Genomic DNA, 15,896 nt, shown 5'->3' with positions numbered 1-15,896 from the left:
TCTTTATTTTGTCAGTTTGATTGCTACAATTTATCATACCAACAAAAAAGCTGTCTAATGTTTATCAACCCCCTTGTTTATGAGAAATCTCCTGTCTATCGTCAAGATTTTGAGACAGCGCAACCGTTTAAGCATTTGGTCATCGATAATTTTTTAGTTGGGGAGCAAGCGCAAATTTTGCTGGAAAATTTTCCCAGTTTTAATCCGCAAAAAGCCATTAGTGAGCTAGGAAAAGTTGGGGGGAAGGCAGTTAATGAGGATTTAATCGGTTTGGGGGGTGTTTATCAACAGTTTGGCCGCTACGTTCAAGCTCAAGAGTTTTTAGAGTTAATTTCTCAATTAACCGGTATCGATAATTTAATTCCAGACCCTAGTTTTTATGGGGGTGGAACCCATGAAAATTTACACGGTCAAGAATTAGACCCTCACATTGATTTTAACCTCGATGAGCGTCACTGGTATCATCGCCGCTTGAATTTATTAATCTACTTAAATCCCCAATGGCAAGCAGATTGGGGGGGGAATCTAGAGTTACATTCCAATCCTCGTCAACCAGAAGAAAATAAGATTAAATCTTTTGTACCTATCTTTAATCGTTGTCTGATTTTTGAAACCAATGAACATTCATGGCATGGATTTTCTCAGATTAACTTACCAGAAAATCAACGGCATTTATCCAGAAAATCTCTTTCTATCTATCTCTATACCAAAGAACGTCCTATCGAGGAATTATCGCCATCTCATACAACTTTTTACATCCCGCGCCCGCTGCCAGAAAATATTCAACCCCATCAAGTTTTAAGCGCGGAAGATTACCAACAAATTAAAATTTTATTGAAAAGACGGGATGATTTAATTCGTTTTTATCAAGATAGAGAACTGAAAGAATCTCAGGATTTAGTTAGTTTAAAATCCCATATTAAGCGCTATCTATCTCTCCAATACCCTCGCCTATGGCAAATCATTAAAAGTTTGCCTCGTTGGTAAAAGTGACCTGAGAAAAAAATCCCTACTTTCCAATCAGAAAAAGTAGGGAATAACCAAAAAAACTAACTGGGAACTTAACCTAATAACTGGGTAGCACGCACAGTTAAAGCATTGGCAGTTAAGCCATTATAGGCCATAATTTCCCCGGCGCTGGCGGTGGTTTCTCCCCGTTTCCAAGCGAAGACATCCCGAGGCGCATTACTGCGTAACATAATCGGTTCTAACATGGCGCTTGTACCACCGGTTACTCCGATTAAAGCATCACCAGCAAAGAGACTATCAAAACCAGCATCATCGAGGAAATTATTATCCGCTTCCGAGCTAGTTTCACTCATCACATCGCTAGGACGGTAGAGACGACGGGGATTAATTACCGAGACAATTTTAACCCCGATTCCCGCCGCTTCTAACTGTTGTGCAGACTCAAATACTGGTAATAAAGTCATATCACCAATGACGGCAAAAACGACTTTTTTACTGCCTTCCGATTCGTGGAGAATTACGCCGCCTTTTTCCAAAGCTTGACGGGTTTGCTCAAAGGTGCTGCGCAGTGGTAAAGGCGATTTACTAGCGGTGATTGTAATGCCTTTATTGCTGGTTCCCAAGGCCCATTCATAACAGACTTGAATACTGTTAGCATCGCAGGGAAAGAGAGGAAAAATATTACCATTTCGCATCATAGCGGCGAAATAATTTTCAATCTCTGGGCGTTGGTGTGTCCAACCATTACGCCCTTGCTCTAAGGCTCCGGCGGTGAATAAAGTAATAGTAGAAGGCGTGGGACGACGTAACTCGGCCATCGCTTGGGTTACAGTCTGCCAAATCGGTAAACCATTGATAGCAAAAGACTCGTAGGAACACCATAAAGTCCGCCCTCCCAAGAGAGATAAACCGACGGCTAACCCAGCACAGGCATCCTCGCTTAAAGGCTCATAAACTTGACCGTTAGGTGCTTGGAAATAGGCATCATCGGTGGTGGGGTGAATAATCTTTAAACCGACGTTAATATTATTAATTCCCGAAGCGGCATTACCATCAGCATTAGTGACAACAAAATTGGGGTCAGCTTTACCCACAGCTACCACTAATTCCCCCATGGCAGTGGTGGCCACTTTTTTATCGCCACCCACAGTATATTCGGTCATCGGTAAGGTTCCTAAATCCAGCAGCGGCAAGACTTTTTCCGTCACCACTGTTTCTGCTGCCGGACCCCCTCCAGAGCGCTCGAAATTAGTACGAACAATTGCCCAAGCTTCAGGGGGTAAAGCGCGTTCCTGTAAGGCACTAACGATATAATCTTTTTCTAAAGAATCGCCTGGATAAAGATTATGGGAAGCCGCTCCTCGTTTGTGAACTCCTGCCCCTTTAAGTTGTTTAATAATGATCACCGTTAGTTTACCACCTAGAGCTAATTGGGCGGCTTTATCCGTGGCCATTAACACCGCTTTCATGAACTCTAGACGCTGGTTAAAAGAGAATTTGGTGCTATCTACATATTCCCCATTTTGATTAGCATCATCGAAGTCTTTAGCATTAATGAGAATCACTTCCTCGAAACCATTACCGCGCCAATAGGCTTCCATTTCGGCGTTAGTTTTCAGGGAAACCATGCTATGGTGTTCTTGGGAATAGCCATTCCAGACTAAAATCGGCAAAAAATTAGTAATTTCTGGATAAGCAGTGTGAAAATGACCAAAACTACTCATAATGTAGGGTTCTCCTAAACCACCATCCCCGATAGTCACAGGGAAAAGGGTATTAGGGTGTAATTTGGCCGCCGCCATGGCGAAATGTTGGCCTTGGCCCAGAGGACCGGCCGGCCCAAGAAGTCCGGGGATTTGTCCCGAAAGATGCCCTAAAAGTCCGTGTTTTTCCCGAAAACGTTCTCCCAATTGGGTGACGTTGCTGATGCCCATGGCTTCCAGAGAGCGATCAAGAAAGACGTTACTATAAAAACCAGGGGCATGATGGCCCACTTCGGTGAAAATATTTTTCTGGCCTAACATCATCAAAGAGGCAATCACGTCGGCAGCGCTGGCAAAACCGCCAGGGTGTCCCGATTCTTTGGTAGCGGTGATTTGTAGGGTGAGGTAACGCAAAGCATCGGCTGCTAGGAGGGTTTGATAGATAGCATTTGGGTCATTAGCGTCACTAATAGCGGTTTTTCCCTCAGCAATAGCGGCTTTTCCTGCATATTTATCAAATTCGGGTAAGGAAGCCCCAAAATATTTTATCCCTTGACAAAAATCGGGAATTGTGCTAGTAGCTGTCATAAAATTAATATACCCCTTTACATACAGGCAATCGTTAACACTATCTTACAGTTAGCGGTAACTCTCGATAGATGCGATATTAGAGGGGGTTTCCATAGGCGATCGACTATTTGTGTTACACTGATCGCCAATGTTAACAATAAAATTAATCCTATTGATCATGTTAAATAGCAGCCAATCACAGCATTTAATCAGCAAATCACTGCGTTATCTATTAATTATCGGCACTATTGCCCCTCTAACTTCCTTAGAGGCTCGCTCAGTCCAAGCCACTCCTCCGAGTAGTGCTGCACCCCCTAAAGAAGCGACCGCCCCTATCCCCGCCCAAAGCAAAGATTACACCCTGGGAGAAGGGGATAAAGTGCGCGTCACCATCTACCAAGTGGCGGATTTAAGCGGCGATTTCCTTGTTTTAGCCGATGGAACCCTAACTTTACCTCTGATTGGTAGCGTCAAAGTGGAAGGAATGACCGTCACCGAAGCCGGCCAAACCCTGGCTAAACGTTACACCACCTATCTCAAGCGTCCCGTGGTTACTGTTAGCGTTCTCACCCCCCGGCCCCTGCAAATCGCCATCGCGGGGGAAGTCAATCGCCCAGGTACCTATACAATTAACCCCGAACAAAGCCAAAAAACGCCCCTATTGACCGAAATAATCCGGCAAGCAGGGGGAGTGACTACGGTGGCCGATATTGGTCAAGTTCAAATCCGACGCAACCTCAAGGGACAAGAACAGCTAATACAAGCCAATCTCTGGCAATTAATCCAAAAAGGCGATACAACCCAAGATATTAGCCTCAGAGATGGCGATAGCATCGTTATTCCCACTAAAACGACCCTTAGCGTCGGGGAAGTCAATCAATTGGCCGATGCCAATTTTGGACTAGATAGCGATCGAGAAATTAATGTTACTGTGGTGGGAGAAGTTTATCGTCCGGGGTCCCATCGTATTGTCCCCACTGCCAACAATAACAATAATAATAATAATGACCTAGATCGCGGCGGCACCAGGAAACCGGCCCGACTAACCCAAGCTATCCAACAAGCGGGAGGCATCAAACCCCTCGCCGATATCCGACAGGTGCAAGTGCTGCGTTATACTCGTGACGGTTCCCAGCAGAAAATCCCGGTAGATCTCTGGAGTTTGCTCGATAAAGGTGATATGACCGGCGATATCTTTCTTCAAGAAGGTGATACGGTGATTATCCCCACCGCGACTGAAATCTCGGCCAAGGAATCGGAAACCCTAGCATCGGCCAGTTTTGCCCCTAAAACCATTAACGTGAAAGTGGTCGGGGAGGTGAAAAAACCGGGGATAATTGAAGTTCCTCCCAATACCCCTCTCAATCAGGCAATTTTAACCGCAGGAGACTTTGATAAGCGTCGGGCCAATCAGTCCACAGTGGAATTAATTCGTCTCAATCCTAACGGAACCGTCACCAAAACCTCAATTAACATCGATTTTTCCCAAGGTATCAACGAGAAAACTAACCCGATTCTCCGCAATAATGATGTGGTTGTGGTTCATCGTAGCAATCTGGCCTCTGCCACCGACACCCTCGGCACGGTTTTAAGTCCCTTTACTGGTCTGACAGGCCTCTTCAACGGATTTTTAAATCTTTTCCGTTAAAAAAGTTTACTTTAACCCGATGTCATTGGCTAAGTAATCGAGCTAATAATAGATATAGAAACGGCGAAAAGTCGTGAGCGGTCACGGCTTTTCTGCTCGATAGACTCAGGAAAGAAAACTATGATTTTTCTCCTTACTCTAGCCCTAATCTCCCTGTCGATTAGCTACAATGTTCAAGGCGAAATAATTAGCCTCAGTACCCGCTTATTAGGTCTTTTTTGTGGCTTGTTAAGTTTGTTCTTTACACCCCTAACGGTAAAAGTTTTTATTCTTGTCACCCTAGTCCTCTTCTACTGGGATTTTCAGCCCTAAACCCGACTAAAAACCCGGGCATACCTCACCCATCAAAAAAACTGTTATGCAAAAACGCTATCTCGGTCAGACTAATATAGAAATTACTCCCCTTCTCGTGGGTACTTGGCAAGCAGGAAAAAAGATGTGGGCAGGTATTGAAGATGAGGAAAGTATTAAGGCTATTCGTGCCGCTTTTGAGGCAGGAATTACCACTATAGATACAGCCGAAATCTACGGGGAGGGTCACTCGGAATCCATTGTCGCTCAAGCTTTGACCGATGTGCGAGAACAGGTAATTTATGCCACCAAAGTCTTTGCTAATCACCTCAAATATGAGCAAGTTGTCGCAGCTTGCCACCGCTCTTTAAAAAACCTCCAAACCGATTATATTGATCTTTACCAAATTCATTGGCCTAGTGGCTCATGGAACACGGAAATAGTGCCTATTGCTGAAACTATGTCCGCTCTTAATTATCTGAAAGCACAGGGAAAAATTCGCGCTATCGGGGTTTCCAATTTCTCCCGCTCTCAACTGGAAGAAGCCAGTCAATACGGCAGAATTGAGAGCATTCAACCTCCCTATTCTCTCTTTTGGCGCTCGGTGGAAAAGGAAATTATGCCCTATTGTATAGAAAATAATATTTCTATTCTGGCCTATTCTCCCCTTGCCCAAGGTTTATTAACAGGAAAATTTAGAAACGGTTATCAGTTGGCAGCGGAGGACCATAGAATTAAAAATAAACTCTTTCATGGCGAAAACTTTCAGAGGGTACAAGCGGCTTTAAATCAATTAGAACCGATTGCTGACCGCTATAATTGTTCCCTAGCTCAATTATCTCTTGCTTGGTTAATTAAGCAACCCCAAACTAATGCAATTGCTGGGGTAAGAAATGCCGCTCAGGCAGTTAATAACGCTCAAGCAATGACAATTAATTTAACCCCAGAAGACCTAAAATTAATTGATAATATTGGTAAACAGGTAACTGATTTCTTGGATGATAATCCTGTGCTGTGGGATTTCTAAAAATTATACAGCAGTTATCCTAAGGGTGAAGACAGAAGTTTTGGTGGGTGCATCTCAACATTTGCAGAAATACCGACAATCAGCAATTATCAGTGACTCTTAAATTGGTACAAAAATATGAACAATTGCGTCTAAGCATCCCACCGAAAAACTAATGCGCGGGGGGTTTGGGGGCGGCGCCACGACCCCAACGGGGGGTTTGGGGGGTAGAACCCCCCAAAAGCTTGGATTGAGTGATAAAATCGGAAGTAACGCCCAATTTTAAAAGAGAGTTTCCCTTTAAAAATCCCAACTTAGTAGATTTACGAAAGTGAGATTCAGTTCCTGTTCTTTGATTGTAACTGGCTACTTAGTTGATAATAGGTGGTGCGTTAGTAACGCACCCTACGTTTTACTTAGGCTACTTAGTTGATAATAGGTGGTGCGTTAGTAACGCACCCTACGTTTTACTTAGTAGATTTACAAAAGTGAGATGCACCCTATTTAATTCTCAGGAAAAAGCCTGTATAATGACAGCTATAGTCCGATTCTTACCGCAGGATTATCCCTATGGCTAAATCCAAAAAACACAATCTGCAATGGATTAAAGAAACCCTCGACTTAAATCCAGATCATAACTGGAAATCTAGTCCGGGTAACAGTATTTTTGTAGCTGGTCGCGGTGCAGTGCGCTTTGAAGTTCCCCAGGATTGGCATTTTGAACCCGATGATAATTCCTTTCGTTTTTTGGATAGAAAACCCCCCGATGATGATTGTCGTTTAGAGGTTTCCTATAATTTACTTCCCCCCGGAGATTGGAAAGAATTACCCCTAAAAGGAATGGTCAAAAAATTAGCTCGTGAAGATAGCCGCAATCCTCACGAAATCGGCGAAGTTATCCAAGAAAAACGCCAAACTGTCCGCATTGTTTGGGTGCAAATTCAATTCATCGACCCCCAAGAAAATCGACCCGCTTATTCGCGCATTGCCGTGGGCATTGGTTCCGGGGTTCAATGTTTAATTACTATGGATTATTGGGTCAATGATGCGGAAAAATTCACCCCCGTCTGGGATACGGTTATCTCCTCCCTGGTCTTAGGTTTATACATTCGCGATCCCCGCAGCGGTTTAGCTTTCCCCGACTAAAGGTAATAGCAATTTTGCAGGAAAATTTCCTTGACAAAAAACCTTAATTGTGATATGAGAAAAATCGATCGCTCGACTCTGGTGGGGATAGCTGCCGGTCCCCGCATTGACGGGATGTGCAGGAAAGCAAGAGGCACTGAGACTTAAACGCAAGCTATGATCTTGAGGAATAGTGATAAAAGTGGCTTGCATGACAATATTTAGGGGCGATTCGGGATGATTTACCCGTTTATAACCCTGATTGATATTAAAAACCTGACCATCGGGGGTAACTTGAGAAACCACCGCACAGATATCGAAACTAACCGCGTCTGCTTGACAATAACAATCCAGACGGGGACTACCCAAAATAGTTAAATCCTTCTCTAGGGGGGGAGAAGTGTAGGTAATCACATCACTGCGACAGTCTAGCATGGTGCGGTCGAATATTCCCCCCGGTAGGGCGCTATGACCCCCTAAAGATGGGACCGGTCGCCAAGGATCGTGAACGATGGTATCCTCGATCGCAGGTTCTAACAAAATCGCGCTTAATTTCCCCTCATCCTCCCGCAGATTGGCTAAACCTTGACTAGCAAGATAATAAATTTGCTGATTTTCTCTGGGAAACTTCTCCAGATATCGCCATTGATTAGACCCCATTTGAAATAGATACATAGGAGGATTTTCAAATAACTCCGTTTCCTGACCTTTTAAGAAATAATCAAACCATTGCAGCTGCATTTGATCCACGGGACTAATTGCCTCTTGACCATAATCTATCTCTCCTACTTTTCTCCCCCAGGGTAGGTGAGTCCAAGCACCAATAATTAGCCGTTGGGGATAGATAGAACGACTTTGCATTTCTTGGTATAAACTCAAAGTTCCCCGGAGATGAGGATCGAACCAACCCCCGATATGTAACATCGGTAAATCGATATTTTTTAAAAGATTTTGCGGTGATAAATTTTGCCAATAGTCATCGGGAAGATAACGAGTAATCCAATCGTGATAAAAAGAATCAGCAGCTAAATCATGTAGAATTTGGGGATAGGCAGCAATAGGATCAAAAAGCGGTAAATTTCGGGAAGCTAACCAGAGTTTTTGATAGGCTATTTCGTCCCCTTTTAATCTAGCTGTTTCCGCAGCTAATTGTATTGCCCACGCGAGATTATATTGTAAATTAAATGCTTCATTTTCATAAGCCCAATCTCGATATAAATCGTGAGCAATCATCGCTGGACAAATAGTTTTTAAAGCACCATGACCATTAGCAGCGGCATATAATTGGGTCATTCCCTGATAGGAAAAACCATACATTCCCACCACACCCGTATTATTAGGAATAGTTAAAACCCATTCAATAGTTTCTAATCCGTCCCTAATTTCATGGGCAAATAAATTAAATTTTCCCGTCGAGTTTCCCCGTCCCCGCACATCCTGAATTACCACAATATAACCCTGACGTGCATACCAGCTAGGATGAGCATAAACCACCGTAGAAGCGATCGCTTTTCCGTAGGGTTGTCGCATGAGTAAAATGGGCAAAGATTCCCTACTATCGGGACGATAAATATCGGCAACTAAACTAATTCCATCTCTGGTGATGAAACTGACCGTTTCTTTTTTTACGGGGTAGGGATTAAGCATTATTATCTCTGTCAAATAAAAAATAGTGTTGAGTCACTCAATTTAAGATTACTTTCAGTATAGTATATAGCATTTCTTCCGATGAAGAGCTATAATAACTAATATCGGCTATCAGTATTCAGTTTTTCTCCCCCCAACCTGGCCGCCTTCCTGATCTGAGCAGGTTCAATCTGAAAGCGGCTAGGGATTATTCAGTTCAATAAAATTAGCTTAACCTATATTTTCCTATGAATGATTCTTCCGATCAAGAAGCAATTATCGCCACCCATGAGGAATTTTACCGTGCTTTTTCCCAAAAAGATATTAGTAGTATGAGTCGTCTTTGGTGGCAAGGTTCCACCAGTGTCTGTGTTCATCCCGGGGGGCAAATGCTCAGGGGATGGGAGTCAATTCGTGCCTCTTGGCAAGGGATTTTTCTCAATACAGAATTTCTGGAGATAGAGACAGAAATTATTAAGATAGAAGTTGACCAAGCACTGGCCTATGTTATCGTGGGAGAAACGGTTTTACAGTCAGTACGCGGGAGAAAATTAAAAGCACAATCGATCGCCACCAATCTCTGGCAAAAAATGGCCCAGAAATGGTATTTAGTCTCCCATCACGCTAGTCCAATCATGAGATAGCTTGTCAGTTGATAATTGTTTCCGGCTATTTCCTCGAAAACTTGACAAAGACCAGATTGCGCTTAACTAAATGTTACAATAAGGGCGGACTGCCTCACCGGCCTAGGACTGGAGAAAAATCAGCGATGCTACGACTAGAGAGAATTAGTAAGATTTACCCGACGGGAGAAGTGTTAAAAGATGTCACTTGGGAAGTAAAAACTGGCGATCGCATCGGGTTGGTGGGAGTCAATGGGGCCGGAAAGTCCACCCAACTGAAGATTATTATGGGGGAAGTGGAACCCACCGCCGGGGAGATCATCCGTCCTACCAGTCTCCATATGGGCTATCTTACCCAAGAATTTGAAGTGGACCCCCGTCGGACGGTACGGGAGGAATTTTGGACGGTGTTTCAAGAAGCGAATCAAGTCCACCATCAACTCATCGAAATTCCCCAGCGCATGGAAAAAGCCGATCCCAAAGAATTAGATCGCTTAATTCATCAATTGGATCGCCTACAAAGACAATTTGAAGCGTTAGATGGTTACGGATTAGAAGCGCGCATCGAGAAAATTTTACCGGAAATGGGCTTTACTATTGATGATGGCGATCGCTTAGTAAGTTCCTTTAGTGGTGGTTGGCAAATGCGGATGAGTTTAGGCAAAATTCTCCTACAAACTCCCGATATTTTACTCCTCGATGAACCGACTAACCATTTAGACTTAGAAACCATTGAATGGTTAGAAAAATTCCTCAAGGATTTAACCACTCCCATGGTCATAGTGTCCCACGACCGGGAATTTCTTGATCGTCTCTGTACCAAAATTGTCGAAACTGAAAGGGGAGTTTCTACCACTTATTTAGGTAATTATTCTGCCTACCTACAGCAAAAATACGAACAACAATCTGCTCAGTTAAGCGCCTACGAACGTCAACAAAAAGAACTAGAAAAACAGCAGGCTTTCGTCGATCGGTTCCGGGCTAGTGCCACCCGTAGCACCCAAGCAAAAAGCCGGGAAAAACAATTAGAAAAGGTAGAAAAAATTGAAGCACCAATCGCCGATGTGCGTACCTTAAAATTCCAGTTTCCTCCGGCAGTGCGTAGTGGTCGAGAAGTGGTAACTATTAAAAATCTTGTTCACATTTATGATGATAAAATTCTCTTTTTGGCAGCAAATCTGGAAATAGAAAGGGGCGATCGGGTGGCGTTTTTAGGACCAAATGGTGCAGGGAAATCGACGCTTTTACGTTTAATTGTTGGCTTAGAAACTCCCACAGAAGGCTCGATCGAAATCGGTAAACATAACGTTATTCCTAGTTATTTTGAGCAGAACCAAGCGGAAGCTTTAGACCTAACTAAAACTGTTTTAAATACCATTCATGATGAAGTTCCCGATTGGAAAGATGTGGAAGTTCGCAGTCTTTTAGGGCGATTTTTATTCAGTGGGGAAACGGTATTAAAAAAAGTAGAATCTTTGAGTGGTGGCGAAAAAGCGCGTCTTGCTTTAGCCAAAATGTTACTTGCTCCCGCTAACTTATTAATTCTCGATGAACCCACTAATCACCTCGATATTCCCGCCAAGGAAATGTTAGAATCAGCTTTAAAAGTTTATGAAGGTACGGTTTTAATTGTTTCCCATGATCGTTATTTTATCTCCCAGGTAGCTAACAAAATTGTCGAGATTCGGGAGGGCGAATTAATTGCCTACGCAGGAGATTATCACTATTATCTAGAAAAACTAGACGAAGAAAAACAAAAAGCCGAACAAAAACGCATTGAAGCAGAAAAAGCGGCCAAAGATGCCGCTAAACGCGCTAAACAAAAGGCCAAAAAAGGTTAGAATATAAAGCATCACCCTATCCACAATTATCTATCGATTAATTAATCTTATGGCAGCTATAAAAGTAGGCGATCAAGTTCCCAATTTTTCTCTCCCTTCCCAAACGGGAACAACGGTTAATATCGGCGATTTAATCGGTAAAAAATCCCTAGTAATTTATTTCTATCCCAAAGATGATACTCCGGGTTGTACCGCAGAATCCTGCGCTTTCCGCGATAGTTACGAAGTTTTTACCGATGCGGGTGCGGAAGTTATTGGGATTAGTGCCGATAGTCCCCAATCTCATCAACAATTTGCCCAAAAATATAATCTTCCCTTCACCCTTTTAAGTGATAGCGATAACCGAGTGCGGAAATTATTCGGTGTTCCCTCTACCTTATTCGTCCTCCCCGGACGAGTTACCTATATCATTGATAAAGAGGGAATCGTCAGACATATTTTCGATTCTATGTTAGATTTTAAAGCTCACGTTACCGAATCTTTGAACACGATTAAATCTTTTTAGGTTGATGATTATGCAAGCAATTAAAACATCTATCCCATAATTGGGACAGTTCTGACTTAAAAATAAAATTAATGGTGTGTTAATTTTGACTAACACACCCTCAATCTGCTTTAGTTATTGGCAAAAATGACGGCTGGAAACAGAAGGCTAACATAGGCAAAGCTAACACCCAAAAGTTTGTCGTTATTCCTTATAAACGTCTAATTGAAATGTTAACTTATACTAAATCCGTTGAGTAGTGGTTTCAAGTTACAACATCCTAAGAAAAGCATTCCCAAATCCGTTCAGCTATGGGATAGAGAGGTGCGTAGTTCAGCCAAGGAGAATTAATCTCTCGAAGTAAAAGTGAAGGGAATTTCTCAAATGGAATTCAGTCTGTTTATATTTGACTATACTTTTACTAACTATATATTCAAGACTTTCAGGGTGTTTTGCTTGACCACTCCAAGGGACTTGCTATAGGAACGATAAAAGTTTAACTTTCTTGGCACGATGCTAAATAACAAACTACAACTTCTGTTAACCAGGGTAGGCACATGGGCTGTTGGCGGCCTGCTCGGAGGTTTGATCGGCTCTCTGGCCGCGGTACTGCTGACTGAGGCGATCAAGCAAACCCTCGATATGGCCTCTGGACTGGATAGCGTTTGGCGACTGCTGCTGCCTCTGGTGGGCGTTGCCTTAGCAGTGCTAGTCCTGTTTGGACTGGGTAGGGGGCAACCCGTGCAGACCTTAGCTCCCCGGGGGGCAACTTCCTCTGGCCGCTGGGGTTCTCTCATGGACTGGTACTCCTTCCCCCATGACATTGCTCGCGCCGACCTGACCGGTGACGTGGTGAACGCATCTGGTGCCGAAGAGCGCTTCCCCTGGAATCTAGCACCGTTGCGGGCCCTGGCCATCCTCTCCACCGTTGGACTGGGTGCGCCCATGGGAACAGAATCACCGGCAGCTCATATTGGCGTGGCGACGGGAACCTGGTTAGGTAGCATAAATCCAGCCCTAGGTCAACTGGTGCGGCCCCTGGCCATCGGTGGCGGTGCGGCCAGTGTTTCTGCTCTGATGGGAATCCCTCTGGTGGGCAGCTTTTTTATGTTTGAGTTGAGTCAGCGACGCCAGGTTCCGATCACCCCGGAGCGGGCAGCGGCGATGTTAGCCGGGGGACTGGTGGGATGGGGAGTCAACGCTGCCTTTAAGCTGCAACTGATCCGGCTGGTCGTGCCGCAGGTTGCCCCGACTGACTTCTGGGATGCGGTGGGTGCCACTTTGTTGATCGGAGTGATCGCCGGCACGATTACAGCCCTCACCGGTGAGGCGATCTACTGGGCCAGAGGCTTGCGGGACAGGCCCGCCACTCGTCTCCTGATCGGTGGCCTGGTGATGCTGTTCTTGGCGATCGTGATCGGACAGGTGGCGACTCCAGCAGCGGCTTTTGGACCAGGGGTGGCCGCTATCCTCTGGGCCGAAAACACTGAAACAACTCCTTACCACCTGTTGGCGGTAGCTCTGCTCCGGGCCGCGGCCACCACCGCTGCCGTTTTAGCCGGGGGCTGTGGCGGCGTGTTTGTCCCTTTTCTGGCGATCGGCGACCTCAGTGGCCGGGTGTTCGCCACCACCTTTGAGATTTCGGGGGATCTGGCCGGTGCGGCGGGGGCAGCGGCCGGTATTGCTGGCGGTTATCGCCTACCTCTGACCGCCATGGCCATGGTGCTGGGGGTGGGTGGACCGGGGGCAGCCCAGCTAACCTGCCTTGCCACAGTGGTGGTGGCTGCCCTTTCGGGATTGGTGGCCGCACGGGCAGCCAATCAACTCTCCAGTTCCCTCCGCGCAATGTTCCGCTAGAAGCCACCCTCAGGGGATTGACCGCGATATCCAGAGGGTGCTGACCCACTCTACCAGATCGGCGATCGCACTAATTGGTCGGCTGCGAAGCGCGAAAGCGTAACGCACCAGTTTAATGATCCATTGGCTGTGTGGGGCGCGGATGGTTAATTTTGCTTTTTTAACACGATTAGTAACCCCCTAACCCATCCTAATGGACTGTTTCAGCTAATTTAATGTATTAGAAAAATGCTATAAATTCTATAATCTAAGACTTTAAGCCGAAATCTATTGCCCTATTTTAGTTGAAACAGTCCACTACAGGATCGGCTATCAAGTCAGCTGTTGACTCAAATGCTTGATAAAATTTTGAGTAATTGGGGTAAGGGGTCAGGGAAATGGGGAAATTTCAACTAAAACCCTAACACCCTAGTCCCCCAACCCGAATGTCTTTTTTTCTTTTCCCTTGGGTGGGATAAGATTGTGATCGATCGAGTTTAGGGAATTTTTATGACCACGGAAAGTTTAGCGACTTCAGAAGCAATAGAGTCAATGTCCGACCAATTTCTGGCTAGTACAAGCAGTCACAAAGAAATGATTGAAACGGTTATTTCTACTCTGCAGCAGAATGATACTGCTATGGTACAACACGGAGAAAAAGGTTATCTTTGGAAGTTTCAGTATGGTAGCGTTGAGGTGTTTGTGCAGTTAACCGGGGAAAGCGATGATGATTTTCTCACGGTGTGGTCTTCTGTGCTGAAATTGCCTGTTAAGGATGAATTGGGATTAACCCGCAAGTTATTAGCGATGAATTGTGCCGAAACCTTTGAATCTCATTTTGCCATTATGAATGATCAGGTGGTGGTGATTTCTCAGCGTACTGTGGCCGATTTGTCTGCTGGGGAGATTTCCCGAGCAATTACTCTCGTGGCGACGGTAGCAGATAATAATGATGAAATGTTACGAGAATCCTTTGGTGGCAGCTAAAATTTGGCGTTATATCCCTCCAATTATCTTATCGGCAGAGCTACAAATGGCGATCGATTCTTGGTTACTAGAGCAACACCGTTGCGGCCATCATCCCCCGACTCTGCGTTTTTATCAATGGTCGCCCCCGGCCATTTCCTTGGGCTATCATCAACGACAATATCCCGATTTTTGGCGTGATTTGACTTGGCAAGGTCAAAAAATCTCCCTAGTTCGTCGTCCTACCGGTGGACGATCCGTACTACATCAGGGGGATTTGACTTATATGGTGGTAAATTCGGGTATGAAGGGGAATATTAGGGAAGTTTACCGTCAAATCTGTCAATTTTTAATCACAGGCTGGCAAAATCTCGGTTTGGAATTGTCCTACGGTGCTGCTGGCCGGGGATATATCCATTCTGCTAACTGTTTCGCTACGGCTACCGGTGCGGATCTAGTTGATAATTGGGGGCATAAATTTATTGGTAGCGCCCAACTGCAAAGGGGTTCCTCGGTTCTCCAACATGGTTCCATGGTGCTAGATCAAGATAATTCGCTCTTTGAGCAAGTTTTCGCCAGTGCTGCCCCTAAAAAGCTCAATTTAGCCCCAGATTTGACCCTAGAGACCCTTATCGCTACCCTGAAAACCGCCGCCGAGGATTGCTTTGATTGTCAATTGCTAGAACAACCCCTTGAGGATTGGGAATGGCAATCAATTAAAAAAATGAATATAAATACTCATTGACAAAAAAGCTTTTGTGTGCATTTAAAATCAATTATGAGTCAAGTTGTATAGATTTGTAATTTTTTGCTAATAATGAGTAAAGGTAGATAGAGGCCGCAAAGAACCAAAATCTTACCAAACTCGAAATTATTGTCTAGCTTGTGCTAGTTTAAGAAACGTTAATCTTTTACATTTTGTGAGGATTAACAGGCGATCGCAGCTAGGTTAGTCAAGCTAATCCAGTCAATCGAGCGCCCCATCTTATAAGACAATGGGAGTAATCCCAGACTCAAAAAAGTTAAGAAATCTTGCCCTTGATTTCAGTTAAGCAAGAGGAAAAATACCCATGACCATTGCTGTCGGACGCGCCCCAGAAAGAGGGCTGTTTGATGCTCTCGATGACTGGCTCAAAAGAGACCGTTTCGTCTTCATCGGTTGGTCTGGTTTACTACTCTTCCCCTGCGCCTTCATGGCCCTAGGTGGA

General features: G+C 44.6%; 13 protein-coding genes and 1 pseudogene. 12 read left to right on the top strand and 2 right to left on the bottom strand.

Going from position 1 to position 15,896, the window contains the following annotated elements; genetic code table 11:
- Window positions 1-57 precede the first annotated feature (57 nt).
- A complete protein-coding gene (locus tag ACE1AQ_RS00240) occupies window positions 58-987 on the top strand; it encodes a 2OG-Fe(II) oxygenase (RefSeq protein ID WP_008198430.1) in 930 nt (309 codons plus the stop codon).
- A gap of 74 nt (window positions 988-1,061) precedes the next feature.
- Here ACE1AQ_RS00240 and ACE1AQ_RS00235 read toward each other — a convergent pair whose 3' ends face one another.
- A complete protein-coding gene (locus ACE1AQ_RS00235) occupies window positions 1,062-3,260 on the bottom strand; it encodes a phosphoketolase (protein ID WP_110545243.1) in 2,199 nt (732 codons plus the stop codon).
- A gap of 130 nt (window positions 3,261-3,390) precedes the next feature.
- On the opposite strand from ACE1AQ_RS00235, the gene ACE1AQ_RS00230 reads away from it, so the two are divergent.
- The 4 genes from ACE1AQ_RS00230 (at window position 3,391) to ACE1AQ_RS00215 (ending at window position 7,333) form a co-directional block, all read left to right on the top strand.
- Window positions 3,391-4,890 (top strand): SLBB domain-containing protein, encoded by a 1,500-nt coding sequence (locus ACE1AQ_RS00230; RefSeq protein WP_008198426.1) that lies wholly within the window; start codon window positions 3,391-3,393, stop codon window positions 4,888-4,890.
- A gap of 120 nt (window positions 4,891-5,010) precedes the next feature.
- On the top strand, window positions 5,011-5,202 hold the full coding sequence (locus tag ACE1AQ_RS00225; protein WP_008198424.1) for a hypothetical protein: 192 nt from the start codon (window positions 5,011-5,013) through the stop codon (window positions 5,200-5,202).
- Window positions 5,203-5,248: 46 nt separating this feature from the next.
- Entirely contained in the window at window positions 5,249-6,208 is a 960-nt protein-coding gene (locus ACE1AQ_RS00220; protein ID WP_008198422.1) for an aldo/keto reductase, read from the top strand.
- A gap of 549 nt (window positions 6,209-6,757) precedes the next feature.
- Window positions 6,758-7,333: a hypothetical protein gene (locus ACE1AQ_RS00215; RefSeq protein WP_004268100.1), complete on the top strand. Its 576-nt coding sequence runs from the start codon at window positions 6,758-6,760 to the stop codon at window positions 7,331-7,333.
- On the opposite strand, the gene ACE1AQ_RS00210 is transcribed toward ACE1AQ_RS00215, so the two are convergent.
- Window positions 7,316-8,959, bottom strand: a complete 1,644-nt coding sequence (locus tag ACE1AQ_RS00210) for a CocE/NonD family hydrolase (protein ID WP_110545244.1) — start codon at window positions 8,957-8,959, stop codon at window positions 7,316-7,318. The two genes, ACE1AQ_RS00215 and ACE1AQ_RS00210, sit on opposite strands and share 18 nt — an antisense overlap.
- 227 nt (window positions 8,960-9,186) lie before the next feature.
- On the opposite strand from ACE1AQ_RS00210, the gene ACE1AQ_RS00205 reads away from it, so the two are divergent.
- From ACE1AQ_RS00205 to ACE1AQ_RS00175, 7 genes and pseudogenes are all read left to right on the top strand, one after another.
- Window positions 9,187-9,582, top strand: coding sequence for a nuclear transport factor 2 family protein (locus ACE1AQ_RS00205; protein ID WP_106908396.1), 396 nt, complete (start codon window positions 9,187-9,189; stop codon window positions 9,580-9,582).
- Window positions 9,583-9,707: 125 nt separating this feature from the next.
- Window positions 9,708-11,402 carry an ABC-F family ATP-binding cassette domain-containing protein gene (locus ACE1AQ_RS00200; RefSeq protein WP_008198413.1) on the top strand — a complete coding sequence of 565 codons (1,695 nt, stop codon included), beginning with the start codon at window positions 9,708-9,710 and terminating at the stop codon, window positions 11,400-11,402.
- 49 nt (window positions 11,403-11,451) lie between these two features.
- A complete protein-coding gene (locus tag ACE1AQ_RS00195; RefSeq protein ID WP_008198411.1) occupies window positions 11,452-11,907 on the top strand; it encodes a peroxiredoxin in 456 nt (151 codons plus the stop codon).
- 492 nt (window positions 11,908-12,399) lie between these two features.
- Window positions 12,400-13,743: a chloride channel protein gene (locus tag ACE1AQ_RS00190; protein ID WP_110545245.1), complete on the top strand. Its 1,344-nt coding sequence runs from the start codon at window positions 12,400-12,402 to the stop codon at window positions 13,741-13,743.
- 489 nt (window positions 13,744-14,232) lie between these two features.
- Entirely contained in the window at window positions 14,233-14,709 is a 477-nt protein-coding gene (locus ACE1AQ_RS00185; protein WP_008198407.1) for a YbjN domain-containing protein, read from the top strand.
- Entirely contained in the window at window positions 14,672-15,433 is a 762-nt protein-coding gene (locus ACE1AQ_RS00180) for a biotin/lipoate A/B protein ligase family protein (RefSeq protein WP_106908395.1), read from the top strand. The genes ACE1AQ_RS00185 and ACE1AQ_RS00180 overlap by 38 nt, the downstream gene beginning before the upstream one ends.
- Before the next feature lie 325 nt (window positions 15,434-15,758).
- Window positions 15,759-15,896, top strand: a pseudogene (locus tag ACE1AQ_RS00175) (photosystem II D2 protein (photosystem q(a) protein)); the annotation flags it as partial.

Source organism: Microcystis sp. BLCC-F209 (assembly GCF_041928595.1).
GTDB lineage: Bacteria > Cyanobacteriota > Cyanobacteriia > Cyanobacteriales > Microcystaceae > Microcystis.
Note: the sequence above shows the minus strand (reverse complement) of the source record. Positions and strands in the feature narration are given on the sequence as shown.

Coding starts and splice junctions, on each gene's coding strand:
- ACE1AQ_RS00240 (WP_008198430.1), top strand. CDS start 58: ATGTTTATCAACCCCCTTGTTTATGAGAAATCTCCTGTCTATCGTCAA.
- ACE1AQ_RS00235 (WP_110545243.1), bottom strand. CDS start 3,260: ATGACAGCTACTAGCACAATTCCCGATTTTTGTCAAGGGATAAAATAT.
- ACE1AQ_RS00230 (WP_008198426.1), top strand. CDS start 3,391: ATGTTAACAATAAAATTAATCCTATTGATCATGTTAAATAGCAGCCAA.
- ACE1AQ_RS00225 (WP_008198424.1), top strand. CDS start 5,011: ATGATTTTTCTCCTTACTCTAGCCCTAATCTCCCTGTCGATTAGCTAC.
- ACE1AQ_RS00220 (WP_008198422.1), top strand. CDS start 5,249: ATGCAAAAACGCTATCTCGGTCAGACTAATATAGAAATTACTCCCCTT.
- ACE1AQ_RS00215 (WP_004268100.1), top strand. CDS start 6,758: ATGGCTAAATCCAAAAAACACAATCTGCAATGGATTAAAGAAACCCTC.
- ACE1AQ_RS00210 (WP_110545244.1), bottom strand. CDS start 8,959: ATGCTTAATCCCTACCCCGTAAAAAAAGAAACGGTCAGTTTCATCACC.
- ACE1AQ_RS00205 (WP_106908396.1), top strand. CDS start 9,187: ATGAATGATTCTTCCGATCAAGAAGCAATTATCGCCACCCATGAGGAA.
- ACE1AQ_RS00200 (WP_008198413.1), top strand. CDS start 9,708: ATGCTACGACTAGAGAGAATTAGTAAGATTTACCCGACGGGAGAAGTG.
- ACE1AQ_RS00195 (WP_008198411.1), top strand. CDS start 11,452: ATGGCAGCTATAAAAGTAGGCGATCAAGTTCCCAATTTTTCTCTCCCT.
- ACE1AQ_RS00190 (WP_110545245.1), top strand. CDS start 12,400: ATGCTAAATAACAAACTACAACTTCTGTTAACCAGGGTAGGCACATGG.
- ACE1AQ_RS00185 (WP_008198407.1), top strand. CDS start 14,233: ATGACCACGGAAAGTTTAGCGACTTCAGAAGCAATAGAGTCAATGTCC.
- ACE1AQ_RS00180 (WP_106908395.1), top strand. CDS start 14,672: ATGATGAAATGTTACGAGAATCCTTTGGTGGCAGCTAAAATTTGGCGT.